Here is a 16,222-nt window from a genome sequence, read left to right on the forward strand (position 1 = left end):
GATGACGTGAACGACTCACCCGCCGTCTCGCCGGCCGACCCCTGCGGTGATGCACCGATCCGGCCAGTCCGCGCGGGTTGCCGCACGAGGGGCCCGACGTGGTGGTCGAGCCTCGGACCGGCGCCTCGACCACCACCAAAATCGGGCCTCAGCCGAGTCTCTTGGGCCCGAGGTAGCTGCCGCCCGTGGCGTCGATGAGGTTGGCGGTAAGCCAGGCGCTGTCCTCGCTGGCGAGGAACGCGACCACATTGGCGATGTCGGCGGGCGTGCCCACGCGCTCGATGGCCTGAGACGCCGCGACCGCGGCCTGGGCCTCGGGACGGTCGAGGAAGAACGCCGTCTTGTCGGTACGCGTCGGCCCCGGGGCCACGGTGTTGACGGTGATGCCGCGCGAACCGAGCTGGTTCGCCACGTTGCGGGTCAGGGTTTCGATCGCGGCCTTGGTCATCGCGTAGGCCAGCTCGCCGGGGAGGGCAATCCGCGTGACGCCGGATCCGATGTTGATGATCCGCCCGCCGTCGCCCATCAGCGGCAGCGCCTTCTGGATGAGGAAGAACGGCGCGCGCACGTTGACCGCGAACAGCCGGTCGAACGCCTGCGGGGTCTCGCTGTCGATGCCGCCGTCGGAGTCGTTGACACCGGCGTTGTTGACCAGGATGTCCAACCGGGCCTGCCCGGTCCTCTCCCGCAGCCCCGCCTCGAGTGCCGCGATCACGGTGTCGGCGTCGCCGTCAACGCCCAGCTCGGCCTTGATCAGGAACGCCCGCCCGCCGGCCGCCTCGATCGCTGCGACGGTCTCCTTGGCGGCGGCGTCGTTGCTGGCGTAGTGCACGGCGACCAGCGCGCCCTCGGCGCCGAGCCGCTCACAGATGCCCCGGCCGATGCCCCGCGACCCGCCGGTGACCAGCGCCGTCCTGCCCATCAATGCTGCCACGTCCCCACCCTTAACTGTTTATCGCCTAAGCAGTTCTGTTTATGTTATACACAGTGCCGGAAGCGGGCGTCAAGCCCGGAGGACGGGCACGAGGAGGCCGGGTGAACGTCGAGGCGAGTGCGATGGAGCTGCTCTGGGGGGACGGCGGGCGACGCAGCCGCGGGCCTCGGCCAGCGCTCAACCCGGCGCAGATCACCGACGCGGCGATCGAGATCGCCGACACCGAAGGGCTGGCGGCTGTCACCATGAAGCGGGTGGCGGACCGGTTCGGCTTCACCGCGATGTCGCTGTACCGGCACGTACCCGGTCGCGCGGAACTGGTCGCCCTCATGATCGACACAGCGATGGGTCAGGCCCCGCCCGTCGACACCTCAGCCGGCTGGCAAGCCGGGCTGCAAGGCTGGGCGGATCGGCTCCACACCGTGTTCCGGCGCCATCCCTGGCTCGCCGAGGCGACCACGCAGGTGCGTGCCGTCGGCCCTCGCGAGCTGAGCTGGTTGGAGCGGGCGGTGGCCGCCCTGGCCGGCACCGGCCTGAGCGGCCCGGAACGGGTCGACGCCGCCCTGGTGGTCATCGGACACGTCCGCAACCAGGTGCAGGCCGAGACCGGCATTGCCGCCGAAGGCGGGGCCCAGCTGGCCACCGGGCTGACCCAGCTGCTGCGGAGCCACGCCACCGCTTACCCGGCACTGGTCGAAGCGGCCGAAAACGGAGCATTCGGTCCGAGCGACAACGACGGATTCCAGTTCGGCCTGCGGTGCATCCTCGACGGCATCGCCGGGATCATCGCCGCACGCCCTGATCCACCTACGTCATCAAGTTCGTAGCGCCCCGAACGCGATCGCCCGCCGACAGCCGCTGAACGTGGTTCGGGCTTCGGGCGGGTCTGTGATCGAAATCCGTTGCCGGGGTCGCCGGGAAGTGGATAGCGTGGCGGTACACGGGAAAGGAGGTGGTCCAGCTTTGTATAGCAATCGGACTCGTGAGGTGGCTGTCCGCTAGCCGCTGTCCTCGACAGTAATCCCGTCCGCCGCGAGGCGGGCACAGGCACCATCGTCGAGACCGTGTGGCAGCGGTGCGGCGAATCCACGACAGCCACCCGACCCCCGGGGTGCCGGCCCAGTCCAGCCGGCCCGCGCGCGAGCGCGGAAGCCCCGGGGGTCGCTTCATGCTCCAGGGGGTTGCGGTGTCCATGCGCGAGCTGGTGGTGCTCGGTACGGCCAGCCAGGCCCCCACCCGACAGCGCAACCACAACGGCTACCTGCTGCGCTGGGACGACGAGGTGCTCCTCTTCGACCCGGGCGAGGGCAGCCAACGGCAGCTGCTGCACACCGGGATCTCGGCCACCGACCTCACCCGGATCTGCGTCACCCACTTCCACGGCGACCACTGCCTGGGCCTGCCCGGCGTGATCCAGCGGCTCTCCCTGGACCGGGTGCCGCACCCGGTGGCCGTGACCTTCCCGGCCGGTGGCATCGAGTACTTCCACCGGCTGCACCACGCGTCGAGCTTCCACGAGGCGGCCGAGCTGACCGTGGAGCCGATCGAGGTCGACGGGCAGCGGATCAGCCTGGGCATCGGCACGCTGGAAGCCCGCCGGCTGCAGCACCCGATCGAGACGTACGGCTACCGGCTCGTCGAGCCGGACGGCTGCCGGATGCTGCCGGAGAAGCTGGCCGCGTACGGCGTCGCCGGCCCGGCGGTCGGCGAGCTGCTCCGCGTCGGCCACCTGGACCTGGCCGGACGCCGCGTCACCCGGGACGAGGTGAGCGTGACCCGCCCCGGCCAGCGGTTCGCCTTCGTGATGGACACCGGGCTCTGCGACGGGGTATGGGCCCTGGCCGAGCACGCCGACCTGCTGGTCATCGAGGCGACGTTCCTGGAATCGGAGGCCGCCCTCGCCGCCGAGGTCGGCCACCTGACCGCGGCGCAGGCCGCACGGGTGGCGGCCGAGTCCGGGGTACGCACCCTCGTGCTCACCCACTTCTCCCAGCGGTACGCCGATCCCCGCCGGTTCGCCGACGAGGCCCGCGCGCACTTCACCGGGGAGCTGGTGATCGCCGAGGACCTGATGACCGTGCCGGTGCCGCCCCGGCGGGTAGCCTCGGCCGGGTGACTGTCGCCCTGCGCCCCGCCACCGAGGCCGACCTGATGGCGGTCGGCGCCCTGCACCAGCGCTCCCGGGTGGCGGCATACGGGTCGTTTCTGCCGGCGGCGGCGCTGGCCGAGCCGACGCCGGAGGCGATGGGCCGGTACTGGGTCGAGCGCTGGCAGTGGGAGCGGGACGACCACCGGATGACGGTCGCCGAGCGCGACGGCCGACGCGTCGGCTTCAGCTACCTGGGCCCCGACGACGAGGGCGATCCCGCCACCGGACTGCTCAACGCGATCCACCTCGAGCCCGACGAGCGGGGCCGCGGCACCGGGCGGGCGCTGATGGTCGACGCCCTCGACGCGATGCGGGCGCGCGGCTGGGTCCGGGCCGTGCTCTGGGTGCTGGAGCGGAACACGACCGCCCGTCGGTTCTACGAGCGCGGCGGCTGGACCGCCACCGACGCCCGCCGCGATGACCGGATCGGCCCCGCAACCGTTTCCCAGCTCCGCTACGCACGCGAAGTCTGAGGGTCCCGTCACCGCAAACGGCCCAGGAAGACCTCTTCCCGACCAGCGGCACGCCGTTCGCTCTGAGCGGATCGGGGCATGGGCGTCGGCGCGGGCGCGTTGGCACCGGCATGGACACCGAGCACACCGAGCGGGCGGAGGACGCCGCGCTCGACGCGTACTCCCGGGTGGTGACCGGCGTGGCCGCGCGGGTGCTGCCCAGCGTGGCCGCCCTGTCGGTGCGGACCGCGCGCGGCGCGGGCGCCGGCTCCGCCGTGGTGATCGGCCCGGACGGACTGCTGCTCACCAGCGCGCACGTGGTGCAGGGCGCCCGGAACGGCTCGGCCGCCTTCGGCGACGGCGTCGAAACCGGGTTCCGGGTGGTCGGCGCCGACCCGCTGTCCGACCTGGCCGTGCTGCGGGCGGAGGAGACGACCGTGCCGCCGGTGGAGCTGGGCGACGCGGACCGCCTGCGGATCGGCCAGCTCGTGGTCGCGGTCGGCAACCCGCTGGGGTTGGCCGGCTCGGTCACCGCCGGGGTGGTCTCCGGGCTGGGCCGGTCGCTGCCGGCCCGGGACGGGCGGGTCACCCGGCTGATCGAGGACGTCATCCAGACCGACGCGGCGCTGAACCCGGGAAACTCCGGCGGGGCGCTGGCCGACTCCAGCGGCCGGGTGGTCGGGGTGAACACGGCAGTCGCCGGGTACGGCCTCGGCCTCGCCGTGCCGATCAACGCCACCACCCGGCAGATCATCACCGACCTGACCGCCGACGGCCGGGTACGCCGAGCCTGGCTGGGGGTCGCCGGCGTGCCGGTTCCGCTGCCGCCGGAGGTCGTCGCCCGGACCGGGCAGCGACGCGGGCTGCGCGTGGTGGAGGTGGTGCCGGGCAGCCCGGCCGGGATGGCCGGGATCTACCTGGGCGACGTGATCCTCGCCGCCGGCGGCCGGCCCGTGCAGGACGGACAGGGCCTGCAGCGGCTGATGCTCGGCCCGGCCATCGGCGCCCGGCTGCCGGTCACCGTGCTGCGCCGGGGCGCCCTCGTCGACGTGGTGGCGGTGCCGACGGAGCTGAGCCGCTGACGCGACGAGGGCCGCTCCCCGGCGGGAACGGCCCTCGTCGGTGGACTCAGCGCGCGCCGAGGTGGGCGAGCAGGTCCTGCCGGGTCAGCACGCCCTTGGGCTTGCCGTCGACCAGCACCAGGGCGGCGTCGGCCTTCTCCAGCAGCCCGACCGCCTCGCTCACCGGCTGCCCGCCGCCGATCATCGGCAGCGGCGCGGCCATGTGCCGCTCGATCGTGTCGTGCAGGTGGGCCTGGCCGGTGAAGAGCGCGTCGAGCAGGTCCTTCTCGGCGATCGAGCCGGCCACCTCGCCGGTGACCACCGGCGGCTCGGCCTTGAGCACCGGGAGCTGGGAGACGCCGTACTCGCGCATGTAGTCGATGGCGTCGCGGACCGTCTCGGTCGGGTGGACGTGCACCAGTTCGGGCAGCCCGCCCGGCTTGCTGGCGAGCGCGTCGGCAACCGTCGGCTCGGCGCCGGAGTTGTCCAGGAAGCCGTACCGGGCCATCCAGTTGTCGTTGAAGATCTTCGACAGGTAGCCCCGGCCGCCGTCCGGCAGCAGCACCACGACCACGTCGTCCGGGCCGGCCTTGCGGGCCACCTCCAGGGCACCCACCACAGCCATGCCGCAGGAGCCGCCGACCAGCAGGCCCTCCTCGCGAGCCAGCCGCCGGGTCATCTCGAAGGATTCCTTGTCGGAGACCTCGACGATCTCGTCGGCGATGGTCCGGTCGTACGTCTCCGGCCAGAAGTCCTCACCGACGCCCTCGACCAGGTACGGCCGGCCGGTGCCGCCGGAGTAGACCGAACCCTCCGGGTCCGCGCCGACGACCTTGACCCGCCCCTCGGAGGCCTCCTTGAGGTAGCGGCCGATGCCGGAGATGGTGCCGCCGGTGCCGACGCCCGCGACGAAGTGGGTGATCCGTCCCTCGGTCTGCTGCCAGATCTCCGGGCCGGTGGTCTCGTAGTGCGAGCGGGGGTTGGCCGGGTTGCTGTACTGGTTGGGCTTCCACGCGCCGGGGATCTCCCGGGCCAGCCGATCGGAGACGTTGTAGTAGGAGCGCGGGTCCTCCGGCGCCACCGCGGTCGGGCAGACCACCACCTCGGCACCGTACGCGCGCAGCACGTCCTGCTTGTCCTGGCTGACCTTGTCCGGGCAGACGAACACGCACTTGTACCCCTTGAGCTGGGCCACCAGGGCCAGCCCGACGCCGGTGTTGCCGCTGGTCGGCTCGACGATGGTGCCCCCGGGCTTGAGCAGCCCCGCCTGCTCGGCATCCTCCACCATCCGCAGCGCGATCCGGTCCTTGACCGAGCCGCCCGGGTTGACGTACTCCACCTTCGCGAGCACGGTCGCCTGGATGCCCTCGGTGACGTTGCGCAGGCGGACCAGCGGGGTGTTGCCGATCAGGTCGACGACGTTGTCGTAGTACTGCACCTCGTTGTGCCCTTCGTTGCGGCGCCGGCGTCGGCGTCGGCGTCCTAGCAGACGTTCATTCGTCGCCCAGGGTACGTGCCGTCAGGGCACCACACGTCCCGGGATGACGGAGCTTCGCCGCGCCTCCCACTCCAGGAACCGCTCGGTCTCGGCGAGCACGCTGCCGGCCAGCCAGGTGACCATCACCGCGTCGTCGGCCAGGCCGAGCACCGCCAGCGGGATCTCCGGCAGCAGGTCGATCGGCGAGACCACGTACGCCGTGGCCGCGGCCATCAGGGCCAGCCGCAGGCCGCCGTCGTACTCCCCCTTGGCGGTGGCCCGGATCATCCGGGGCAGCGCCGCCAGCCGGGCACCGAGCGCGGGACCGCCCCGCGCCCCGCTCGCCAGCGCCCGGGCCAACGCGGCGAAGGCCGCGCTCCGCTTCAACGTCCTGCCCATGTGTGTCGCCCCTTTCCGCTCGCCCGACCAGAGTGCGGCCCCGGCGCAAGAGCGCCGCCACCCGCCCGGAAACAGGTACCCGGAACCGCGCTTTGTCAGCCGCACGATCGCGGAGAGCGGGTGTCGAAACGGCGCGATAGTGTCGTTTCATGGGGGAAGCTGGTTCCGCCGTACCAGCCGGCTGGCGGCGAGCCCGGCAGATCGCCCGCCTGGCGGCGATCGGCACGGGCGCCACCGTGGCGGCCACCGTCGCGACGGGCGGAGTGCTGCTCGGCCAGGCCCGGCAGGCCCGGCGCACCATCCCGATGGCCGAGGCACCCCCGCCCCGCTGCGACGGGGTCTACGGCGCGAAGCTTCCCGGCCCGCCCGTCACCATGGTGATCCTGGGCGACTCCTCGGCCGCCGGCTACGGCGTGCACCGCCGCCGGGAGACCCCGGGTGCGCTGCTGGCCACCGGGCTGTCCCGCCGGCTGCACCGGCCGGTCCGGCTGCACCGGTTCGCCGTGGTGGGCGCCCTGTCGGCCGGGCTGAAGCCGCAGGTCGAGTCGGCCCTGGAGGTCGAGCCGGACATCGCGGTCATCCTGATCGGCGGCAACGACGTCACCAATCGCACTCCGCCGTCGGTGGCGGTGCGCTACCTGGTCGACGCGGTCCGCACGCTGCGCGCGGCCGGCTGCGAGGTGGTCGTCGGCACCTGCCCCGACCTGGGGGCGATCCAGCCGATCCAGCCGCCGCTGCGCTGGCTGGCCCGCCGCTGGAGCCGCCAGCTCGCCGCCGCGCAGACGGTGGCGGTGGTCGAGGCCGGCGGCCGAACGGTCTCCCTCGGCGACCTGCTCGGTCCCCGGTTCGCCGCCGAGCCGGCCCGGATGTTCGCCTGGGACCGGTTCCATCCGTCCGCTGAGGGGTACGCGGTCGCCGCGGCGGCGATGCTGCCCACCCTGCTCTCCGCGCTCGGCGCCGGTCAGGACCGCCGGCCTCCGCTGCCCGGCCGGGAAGGCGTACGGTCGCTCCCGGAGGCCGCCCACGAGGCGGCCCGGCACGCGGGCACCGAGGTCAGCGGCACCCAGGTCCGGGGCCGCGACCACGGGCCCGGGGGGCGCTGGGCGCAGCTTCGGCGGCGTGCCTTCTTCGGCGTCGGCGCGGTGCCGCACTCCGGTGACCACGCCGAGTCATCGACCCTGGAGGGACTGGCATGAGCGAGCGTCAGCGAGCGAATCATCACTGTAGTGCGCTGGTGCCTCATGGCAGCCCGAAGCGAAGCGGAGGGCTGGCGTGAGCGGGCCCAGTGGGGGCATCATCAGGCACAACGCGAGCGTGGCATGAGCACGGCTCGCGAGCCGACCGGCCTGTGCGCCGTCGGCCCTGGGGAGGTGTCGTCATGACGGGGCGTAACGAGTTCGTGGTCCGGCTGGGTCGGGCCGCGGCCCTCTCCCTGGTCGCCGGCACGGTGGGTGGGGCGGCGATCCTCGCCGGCCAGGCCATCGCCGCCCGCAGCCGCCACTACGCGCAGCCCGAGCTGAGCCTCGCGCTGCGCGCCACGGTCGGCCGGGCGGACGCGCCGCCGCTGCGGCTGGTGCTGCTCGGCGACTCGTCGGCGCTCGGCGTCGGGGTGGACCGCTTCGAGGAGACCATCGGCGGCCAGCTCGCCCACCTGCTGGCCGAGGGGCCGACCGGCCGGCGGGTGCACCTGTCCAGCGTGGGCGTCTCCGGGTCCCGCTCCACCGACCTGGCCACCCAGGTGGCCCGGGCGCTGCTCGGTGAACGCCCCGACGTGGCGGTGATCCTGATCGGGGCCAACGACGCGACCGCGATGGTCCGCCCGGCGGACGCGGCCGCGTACCTGAGCTCAGCGGTGCGCCGGCTGCGCGAGGCGCACGTCGAGGTGGTGGTGGGCACCTGCCCCGACCTCGGCGCGGTCCGCGCGGTCGCGTCCCCGCTCCGGCACGTGCTCGCCTGGTCCGGGCGGCGGCTCGCCCGCGCCCAACTGTCGGCCGTGCTGGACGCCGGGGGCAGCGTCGTCGACCTGGGCACCGAGACCGGCCCGGTGTTCCGGGCGGACGCGGGGACGCTCTGCCACGACGCCTTCCACCCCTCCGCCGACGGCTACCGGGTCTGGGCGCACGCCCTGCTCCCCACGGTCGAGGCGGCCGCGGCGGTCGCCTCCCGGCACCACTGACCGGGCCCGCCGGGCGTGACATTTCCCGCCCGGCGGCCAGCTTCCGCCGCAAGTTACTCGCGGGTTAACGTTGGTTCATGCCGATTGAGTCGCCCCGCGACGCCGTCATCGTCGCCACCGCCCGGTCCCCCATCGGTCGCGCGTTCAAGGGTTCCCTGCGGGACGTCCGCCCGGACGATCTGGCCGCCACCATCGTCCAGGCCGCCCTCGACAAGGTACCCGCGCTCGACCCCACCACGATCGACGACCTCTACCTGGGCTGCGGCCTGCCCGGGGGCGAGCAGGGCTTCAACATGGCCCGGGTGGTCGCCACCCTGCTCGGCCTGGACGGCCTGCCCGGCGCCACGCTGACCCGATACTGCGCCTCCTCGCTGCAGACCACCCGGATGGCCATGCACGCGATCCGGGCCGGCGAGGGCGACGTCTTCATCTCCGCCGGCGTCGAGACCGTCTCCCGGTACGCCCGGGGCAACTCGGACACCCTGCCGCCGGAGGCGCGGGCGCTGGTCGGCGGCGGTTGGGAGAACCCCCGCTTCGCGGCGGCGCGCGAGCGGTCCGCGGTCCGCGCCCAGGGCGGCGCCGAGGTGTGGACCGACCCGCGCGAGGCCGGCCAACTCCCCGACATCTACCTGGCGATGGGGCAGACCGCGGAGAACCTCGCCCAGGTCTACGACATCACCCGCGAGGACATGGACGCCTTCGGTGTCCGCAGCCAGAACCTGGCCGAGAAGGCGATCGCGGACGGCTTCTGGGCCCGTGAGATCACCCCGGTGACCACCCCGGACGGCACCGTGGTCAGCGCCGACGACGGCCCACGGCCGGGCGTGACCCTGGCCGGTGTCGCCGGTCTGAAGCCGGTCTTCCGTCCAAACGGCCGGATCACCGCCGGCAACTGCTGCCCGCTCAACGACGGCGCCGCCGCCGTGATCGTGATGAGCGCCCAGCGGGCGCGGGACCTCGGCCTCACCCCGCTGGCCCGGATCGTCTCCACCGGCGTCACCGCGCTCTCCCCGGAGATCATGGGACTCGGCCCGGTCGAGGCGTCGAAGCAGGCGCTCAAGCGGGCCGGCATGACCATCGACGACGTCGACCTCGTCGAGATCAACGAGGCGTTCGCCGCGCAGGTAATCCCGTCGTACCGGCAGCTCGGCATCCCGGAGGAGAAGCTGAACGTGATGGGCGGCGCGATCGCCGTCGGGCACCCGTTCGGCATGACCGGGGCCCGGATCACCGGCACCCTGCTCAACGCCCTGGAGTGGCACGACCGGACCGTCGGTCTGGAGACCATGTGTGTCGGCGGCGGCCAGGGCATGGCCATGGTGCTCGAACGGCTGAACTGATTCGACGGAGACGGACCCGGGTAGCGGAGGCGCCATGGCCATCGTCGTGGAACGCGAGCGCAAGTACTCCGGGGACGAGGCATTCCGGCTGCCGGACCTGACGGGGTGCGGTGGCGTCACGGCGATGTCCGACGCCACCGCCCTCGACCTGGACGCCGTCTACCTGGACACCACCGACCTGCGGCTGGCCCGGAGCGGCTTCGCGCTGCGACGGCGTACCGGCGGGCACGACGCGGGCTGGCACCTCAAGGTCGGGGCCGCCGGCGGCCCCCGGACCGAGTACCAGTTCCCCGCCGGGCCGGATGACGGCGACCCGCCGCCCGAGTTGGTCGCGCTCTTCCGGGCCGCGTCCCGAGGCCGGCCGGTCGCCCCGGCCGCCCGGATCGTCACCCGCCGCCGGGAACGCCGCCTCCTCGACCCGGCCGGCCGGACCTTGGCCGAGGTGGCCGAGGACCGCGTCGAGGCCCACGATCTGGTCGGCGGCGAGCGGCAGGCGTGGCACGAGATCGAGGTCGAGCTGGTCGACGGCGACGAGGCCCTGCTCGACGCCGTGGAGGGGCGGCTGCGCGAGGCCGGGGCCCGGCCGGTGCCGGTGTCCAAGTCGCACCGGGCGCTCGCCAGCCGGCTCGCGGCCGCCCGGCCGGCGCCCGCCGATCCCGGTGCCGCGCCGGTGCTCGACTACGCCGCAGCCCAGCGCGACGCCCTGATCGGCAACCACCCGGGCGCGCGGAGCGGCGACGAGGACGCGGTGCACGACATGCGGGTCGCCGTCCGCCGGCTCCGCTCCACCCTGCGTACGTTCCGCGGGCTGTGGGACCGGCGGGAGAGCGAGTTGGTGCGCGGCGAGCTGCGCTGGCTGGGCGGGCAGCTCGGGCCGGTCCGGGACACCCAGGTGATGGCCGCCCGGCTCGCCGACGCCGTCCACGCGGAGTCGGACGAGCTGGTGCTCGGCCCGGTCACGGCGCGGCTCGCCGAGCGGTTCGCCGCCGACCTGGCCACGGCGCTCGACGAGCTACGCACGGCACTCGACTCCGACCGGTACGCCGAGCTGCTGCGCCGGCTGGACGCGCTGCTGGAGGGACCACGCGCCCGGGCGGTGGACGCCCGCTGGGTAGCCCGCCGGGTCCGCCGCGCGTTGCGCCGGGCGGACGAGCGCCTGGACCGGGCCCTGGCCGCCGGGCACCGGGCCGGCGGGACCGACATCGCCCTGCACGAGGCGCGCAAGGCGGCCAAGGCGGCCCGCTACGCGGTCGAGGTGCGCGAGCCGGCCGCCGGGAAGCCCGCCGCCCGGCTGGTGGCGCGCCTCAAGGACCTGCAGGACCTGCTCGGCGCGCACCAGGACTCGACGGTCACCCGGGAGGTGCTGCGCCGCCAGGCGCTGCGGGCGTACGCCGCCGGCGAGAACACCTTCACGTACGGCGTCCTGCACGCCCGGCAGGCCGCGGCGGCCGACCGCGAGCTGCCGGATCTGCTGCGGGCGCGGGACCGGGCCCGGCGGCGGAAGGTCCGGCGCTGGCTGACCCGGGCCGGCTGACGGCAGCGGCGACGGGGCGCCCGGCTGATCCGGGAGCACTTCGGCTCCTGGCCCGCCCCGAGCCCGCACTGCCGCGGCTACAGCGCGGAACGAGTGCCGGCCACCGCGGCGACGGCCTCGGCCAGCACCGACTCCGGTGGACCGGCCGCCACCAGGTCGGCGGCGACCACCCGGAGCTGGTCGGGCAGGACCAGATCGTTACCGAGCCGGGGCACCTCCCGGCGCGGCTCGCCCTCCGCGTCCGCCGCCAGGTTGGCGATCTCCTGCACCAGCTTGTGCACCAGGTCGGCCCGCGACACGTTGCCGCCCGCGGCCACCGCCGACCAGCGCGGCTGCTGCCAGTGCCCGACCTGTCGGACCAGCAGCTCCACCGCCCGGTCCAGTTCCGCTGCGCTCATCGCGGCCGAGTCTACGGCGGCTCCAGGTCGCGGCGCGGCGGCAGACCGGCCTTCATTCGGACCGGCGCGCCGCCTTCCGGCGCGAAGGCCGAATTATGGTCGCCAGCCGAGCTGGAGTTGTCGAACGGTCAGCGCCGGGCGTAGCTGAGCAGGCGGAGGATCTGCCAGTACAGGAAGATCAACCCGACCAGCAGCCCGAACGCGCAGAACCAGGCGTACCGGCGGGGCAGGCCGGCCCGGACCGACCGCTCGACCAGATCGAAGTCGAGGATGAAGCTGAACGCCCCGGCGATGATCGCCACCACCGAGAAGACCCACGGCAGCCAGCCGACCTGGCCGGTGAGGTTGTACGCCGCCAGGGCCTGCCGCCCGCTGACCAGGTACGCGACCAGGTTGACCAGCCCGAGCGCCACGATCCCGAGGAGCGTGCCGACGACCAGCCGGGCCAGCCATGGGGTGGCCCGGATCACCCGGGCCCGATAGAGCAGGGCCATCCCGAGGAAGACGCCGAAGGTGCCGATCACCGCCTGGGCCACGATCCCCGGATACACCATCTCGAAGGCCCGGCTCGCCACCCCGAGCAACAGCCCCTGGAGCACCGCGTACGCGGCGATGACCGGCGGGCTGGTGATCTGCCTGAGGGAGATGACCAGCACCAGCGCCAGGCTGGCCAGGGAACTGCCGACGAGCGCCGCCGAGATCCAGATCGCCGGCGGTACGACCACCCAGGCGGCGACCGCCGTGACGCCGGTGAGCACCAGCAGACCGACCGTCCGGCTGACCACGTCGGCCACGGTCATCGTCTCGGTGGCCCCGACACCGAGCACCTGGCGCTCGGTCCGGCCGACGTCGTCCAGTCGGGTCAGCACCGGATTGGCACTCCGCACCGCGACCTCCTCGCCGACGTACCCCGCTCCCACTCTGCCCCCGGTGATCCGGCGGCGGCGGGAAAACGAGGACGCCCGCCGCCGCGGTCGCGGCAGGCGGGCGTCGCAGGTCGGGCGGCGGGACCGTCAGTCGTCGCCCTGGAAGTAGCTGAGCAGGCGCAGCACCTCCAGGTAGAGCCAGACGAGGCCGACCACGATGCCGAACGCGGCGGTCCAGGCGTAGCGCTGCGGGAGCCCCATCCGCACGCCGTCTTCGATCTGGGCGAAGTTGAGGACGAAGCTCAACGAGGCGACCACGATGCAGACCAGGCTGAAGCCGATGCCCAGCGGGCCGCTGTCGCGCAGGCCGGTGTGCACGCCGAAGAGCGCGAGCACCAGGTTGATCAGCATGACCGCGAAGAGGCCACCGATGACCGCGATCATGATCCGGGTGAACTTCGGGGTGGCCCGGATGACCCGCGCCTTGTAGAGCGTCGCCATCAGGAAGAACACGCCGAAGGTCGCCACGACGGCCTGGAGCACGATGCCGTTGTAGAGCGACTCGAACGCCTTGCTGACCATGCCGACGAAGACGCCCTCGACGATCGAGTAGGCCACCACCAGCGCCGGGTTGGCCATCCGCGAGAACGAGATGATCATACCGAGCACCAGACCGACGACCGCGGCACCGATCCAGGCGACGCCGACCAGGGCGTCCGGGACGAGCGCCCAGGCCGCCGCGGCGGAGACGCCGAGGATGCCGAGCAGCATGACCGTCTTGACGACGACGTCGTCCAGGGTCATGGGGGTCACGGTGGGCGCGGCCGCCGGGTAGCCGTACCCGGGGGTCGGGTACTGCTGCGGCTGCGGCTGGTACTGCTGCGGGTATCCGGGCTGACCGTACGGCCCGGGCTGGGCGTACCCGGCCGCCCGCTCACGCTCGGCCGCCTGGCCGAGCCGGGCGAGCACCGGGTTCGAGGTCTTCACTTCTCAGGCCTCCCTCAGGGGGTCGATGCACGTGAACGTGCCTCTCCAGGGTAAACGTGGCACGCACCCCCGCGCCGGGAGTGAAGCTGTGGGAAAGCTGAGAGTCTGGTGCCCGGGGCGGGGCTCGAACCCGCACGCCTTGCGGCAGCCGCTTTTAAGGCGGCCGTGTCTGCCGTTCCACCACCCGGGCAGGTGGCACCGGCGCGCCGACACGCGGCGGTGCAGATCTCACCGTAGCCGCTACGGCGCCACCTGGCGTACCCCGCGGGCCGCCACCGCTATGGTCGAGGCCGTGACCAGCGCCGCCCGCACCGCGCCCGGACCCGACCGCGACCAGGCGCTCCGCCTCGACCCGGCAGCCCCCCGCCCGACCCGGACGGCCCGCCTGCTGGCCACCGCGGACCGGCACCGCGCGGACCTGCTCGCCGGGCTGCTCTTCACCCTGCTCGCCGGCTGGCTCACCCACGGGCTGTGGCCGGCCCCGGGGCAGCGGGTGCTCGCCCTCAACGCGGCGGACCAGACCCTCTACGAGTGGTTCCTCGCCGTCGACTCACGCGCCCTGCTCGGCGACTTCAGCCTGCTCACCGACCGGCTCAACGCCCCCGACGGGGTCAACCTGATGGCCAACACCACGGTCATCGCGCTCGGGGTGCTCCTCGCCCCGGTCACCTGGGCGTTCGGGGCACCGGTCACCTTCGCCCTGCTGGCCGCCGGCAACCTGGCCGGCACGGCGGTCGCCTGGTACCTGCTCTTCACCCGGACGCTGCGGGCCCGCCGGCTCGCCGCCGGACTCGGCGCCGCACTGTGCGGCTTCGGGCCAGGCATGGTCTCGCAGAGCAACGGGCACCTGCACATGACCGCCCAGTGGCTGGTTCCGGTGATCGTCTGGCTGGTCATCCGGCTGCTCCGGGCCGCCGACCCGGCCGGCCGCCCGACCGGACCGGACCGCTGGCGGCTGGCCAGCTCGGCGGTCGGGCTGGCCGCGGCGGTCACCGCCCAGCTCTTCATCGGCGAGGAAGTGCTCTTCCTCACCGCGGTCACCCTGCTGGTGATGGCGCTGGCATACGGGCTGACCGACCGGGCCCTGCTGCGCCGGGCGCTGCCGACGTTCGGCGGGGGAATGATGGTCGCCACCGGTCTGGCGCTCCTCGTGCTGGCGTACCCGTTGTGGTACCAGTTCGCCGGGCCGCAGGGCGTCGCCGACGGCATGTTCAGCCCGGACTACTTCTCGGCCGACCTGGCCAGCTGGTCCACCCTCTCCCCACAGTCCGTGCTGGGCAGCGCGACCGCGTCCCGCCTGACCACCGGGCCGGCCGAGTACAACACCTTCCTCGGCTGGCCGCTGCTGCTGGTCACCGCCGCCTGCGCGCTCTGGCTGGGCCGGCGCCCGCTGGTGGTCGCCTGCGTCGCCGGCGCGCTGGTCATGGGGGCGCTGTCGCTCGGTCCCGAGGTCATCGTCGCCGGCGAACGGACCGGGCTGCCCGCCCCGTACGCCCTGCTGGCCGGGGTGCCCGTGGTGGACGGCGCGCTGCCGATGCGGTTCGCCCTGGCGGTGCTGCCGCTGGTCGGGACCGTGCTGACCCTCGCGATGGACCGGGCGCTGGCGGCATCCGGCCGGGCCCGGCGGCTGGTGCCGCTGGCCGTCGGCGCGGCCCTGCTCACCGTCTTCCCCACACCGCTGCCCACCGCCGACCGGCCGGCGCTGCCCGAGTTCGTCACGGCCGGCCACTGGCGGCAGTGCGTACGGCCCGGCGGGGTGCTGGTCCCGGTGCCCGCCGCCACCCCGGCAGACCCGTGGCCGATGCGCTGGGCCACCGCCGCCGACGCGGCGTTCGGCATGCCCGAAGGCTTCTTCATCGGCTCGTACGGCCGGGACGGCTCGGCGGCCATGGGCACCTACAAGCGCCCCACCTCAGCCCTGCTCGCCGACATCGCGAAGCGGGGGGTGCCCGCCGCGGTCGGCGACGAGCAACGCCGGCAGGCGGCCCGGGACATCCAGTTCTGGGGCGCCTCCTGCGTGGCACTGACCGACGACGCGCCGCACGCGGAGACCCTGCGCAAGACCCTGGAGCAGCTCTTCGGCCCGGGCACCCGGGTCGCCGACGCCTGGACCTGGCGGTTCTGACCGCGACTCTGGTTGCTCTGGTGGGCTGGTTGTGAGGTGGTTGCGGTTGTGGGCTGGGGGCGAGGGTGACCGGCTCCGGGCGGTCACGCTTGATCCCTGCGCCGGTCACCCTCGCCCCCAGCCCCGTCGTGCGCCTTCTCCGCCCGTCCGTCACTGGCTTTCTCCGGTACGTCCGGATGTGGAAACGCCGCTGGCCGGCACCCCTTGTTCGGGTGCCGGCCAACGGTCGGTTGCTTCTATCGGTGTTGTCAGCTGTTCCAGTGCTGGGCGACGAGGTCGGCGGCCTGCTGTTCCCACTGGGCGTAGGCGTCCGGGTAGGCCGAC

General features: G+C 73.8%; 15 protein-coding genes and 1 tRNA gene. 9 read left to right on the top strand and 7 right to left on the bottom strand.

The features are described from left to right. Positions 1–148: 148 nt before the first annotated feature. Positions 149–934, bottom strand: a complete 786-nt coding sequence (locus ACGF4F_RS25765; protein ID WP_393080942.1) for an SDR family oxidoreductase — start codon at positions 932–934, stop codon at positions 149–151. A 101-nt stretch (positions 935–1,035) separates the two neighbouring features. On the opposite strand from ACGF4F_RS25765, the gene ACGF4F_RS25770 reads away from it, so the two are divergent. From ACGF4F_RS25770 to ACGF4F_RS25785, 4 genes are all read left to right on the top strand, one after another. Then, complete coding sequence (locus ACGF4F_RS25770) at positions 1,036–1,761, top strand: TetR/AcrR family transcriptional regulator (protein ID WP_393080945.1); 726 nt, start codon at positions 1,036–1,038, stop codon at positions 1,759–1,761. 359 nt (positions 1,762–2,120) lie between these two features. Beyond that, positions 2,121–3,050 (top strand): ribonuclease Z, encoded by a 930-nt coding sequence (locus ACGF4F_RS25775; RefSeq protein ID WP_393080980.1) that lies wholly within the window; start codon positions 2,121–2,123, stop codon positions 3,048–3,050. Next, a complete protein-coding gene (locus tag ACGF4F_RS25780) occupies positions 3,047–3,556 on the top strand; it encodes a GNAT family N-acetyltransferase (RefSeq protein ID WP_393080948.1) in 510 nt (169 codons plus the stop codon). The genes ACGF4F_RS25775 and ACGF4F_RS25780 overlap by 4 nt, the downstream gene beginning before the upstream one ends. Before the next feature lie 110 nt (positions 3,557–3,666). Continuing rightward, positions 3,667–4,617 (top strand): trypsin-like peptidase domain-containing protein, encoded by a 951-nt coding sequence (locus tag ACGF4F_RS25785; protein ID WP_357445358.1) that lies wholly within the window; start codon positions 3,667–3,669, stop codon positions 4,615–4,617. Between the two features lie 46 nt (positions 4,618–4,663). Here ACGF4F_RS25785 and ACGF4F_RS25790 read toward each other — a convergent pair whose 3' ends face one another. Together ACGF4F_RS25790 and ACGF4F_RS25795 are read right to left on the bottom strand one after the other, a co-directional pair. Further along, entirely contained in the window at positions 4,664–6,034 is a 1,371-nt protein-coding gene (locus tag ACGF4F_RS25790; protein ID WP_393080952.1) for a cystathionine beta-synthase, read from the bottom strand. An 81-nt stretch (positions 6,035–6,115) separates the two neighbouring features. Beyond that, entirely contained in the window at positions 6,116–6,472 is a 357-nt protein-coding gene (locus ACGF4F_RS25795; RefSeq protein WP_357445364.1) for a YkvA family protein, read from the bottom strand. 149 nt (positions 6,473–6,621) lie between these two features. On the opposite strand from ACGF4F_RS25795, the gene ACGF4F_RS25800 reads away from it, so the two are divergent. The 4 genes from ACGF4F_RS25800 to ACGF4F_RS25815 all read left to right on the top strand — a co-directional run bounded on the left by ACGF4F_RS25800 (position 6,622) and on the right by ACGF4F_RS25815 (position 11,522). Further along, entirely contained in the window at positions 6,622–7,668 is a 1,047-nt protein-coding gene (locus ACGF4F_RS25800) for an SGNH/GDSL hydrolase family protein (RefSeq protein ID WP_357445367.1), read from the top strand. A gap of 182 nt (positions 7,669–7,850) precedes the next feature. Further along, positions 7,851–8,648, top strand: coding sequence for an SGNH/GDSL hydrolase family protein (locus tag ACGF4F_RS25805; protein WP_393080956.1), 798 nt, complete (start codon positions 7,851–7,853; stop codon positions 8,646–8,648). 77 nt (positions 8,649–8,725) lie between these two features. Then, the gene (locus tag ACGF4F_RS25810) at positions 8,726–9,988 is read left to right on the top strand and encodes an acetyl-CoA C-acetyltransferase (protein ID WP_393080959.1); all 1,263 of its coding nucleotides are present in this window, start codon (positions 8,726–8,728) and stop codon (positions 9,986–9,988) included. A gap of 34 nt (positions 9,989–10,022) precedes the next feature. Then, on the top strand, positions 10,023–11,522 hold the full coding sequence (locus ACGF4F_RS25815; protein WP_393080962.1) for a CHAD domain-containing protein: 1,500 nt from the start codon (positions 10,023–10,025) through the stop codon (positions 11,520–11,522). Between the two features lie 77 nt (positions 11,523–11,599). Here ACGF4F_RS25815 and ACGF4F_RS25820 read toward each other — a convergent pair whose 3' ends face one another. The 4 genes from ACGF4F_RS25820 to ACGF4F_RS25835 all read right to left on the bottom strand — a co-directional run bounded on the left by ACGF4F_RS25820 (position 11,600) and on the right by ACGF4F_RS25835 (position 13,963). After that, complete coding sequence (locus ACGF4F_RS25820) at positions 11,600–11,920, bottom strand: hypothetical protein (RefSeq protein WP_073832879.1); 321 nt, start codon at positions 11,918–11,920, stop codon at positions 11,600–11,602. Between the two features lie 128 nt (positions 11,921–12,048). After that, a complete protein-coding gene (locus tag ACGF4F_RS25825; protein WP_393080965.1) occupies positions 12,049–12,807 on the bottom strand; it encodes a Bax inhibitor-1/YccA family protein in 759 nt (252 codons plus the stop codon). Positions 12,808–12,933: 126 nt separating this feature from the next. Next, a complete protein-coding gene (locus ACGF4F_RS25830; RefSeq protein ID WP_357445382.1) occupies positions 12,934–13,773 on the bottom strand; it encodes a Bax inhibitor-1/YccA family protein in 840 nt (279 codons plus the stop codon). Positions 13,774–13,879: 106 nt separating this feature from the next. Further along, a tRNA-Leu gene (locus tag ACGF4F_RS25835) sits at positions 13,880–13,963 on the bottom strand. A gap of 102 nt (positions 13,964–14,065) precedes the next feature. On the opposite strand from ACGF4F_RS25835, the gene ACGF4F_RS25840 reads away from it, so the two are divergent. Further along, positions 14,066–15,898, top strand: coding sequence for a hypothetical protein (locus ACGF4F_RS25840; protein WP_357445385.1), 1,833 nt, complete (start codon positions 14,066–14,068; stop codon positions 15,896–15,898). The last annotated feature ends 324 nt before the right edge of the window (positions 15,899–16,222 follow it).

Origin of the sequence: Micromonospora sp. NPDC047740 (assembly GCF_043204735.1) — a bacterium.
Lineage (GTDB): Bacteria > Actinomycetota > Actinomycetes > Mycobacteriales > Micromonosporaceae > Micromonospora.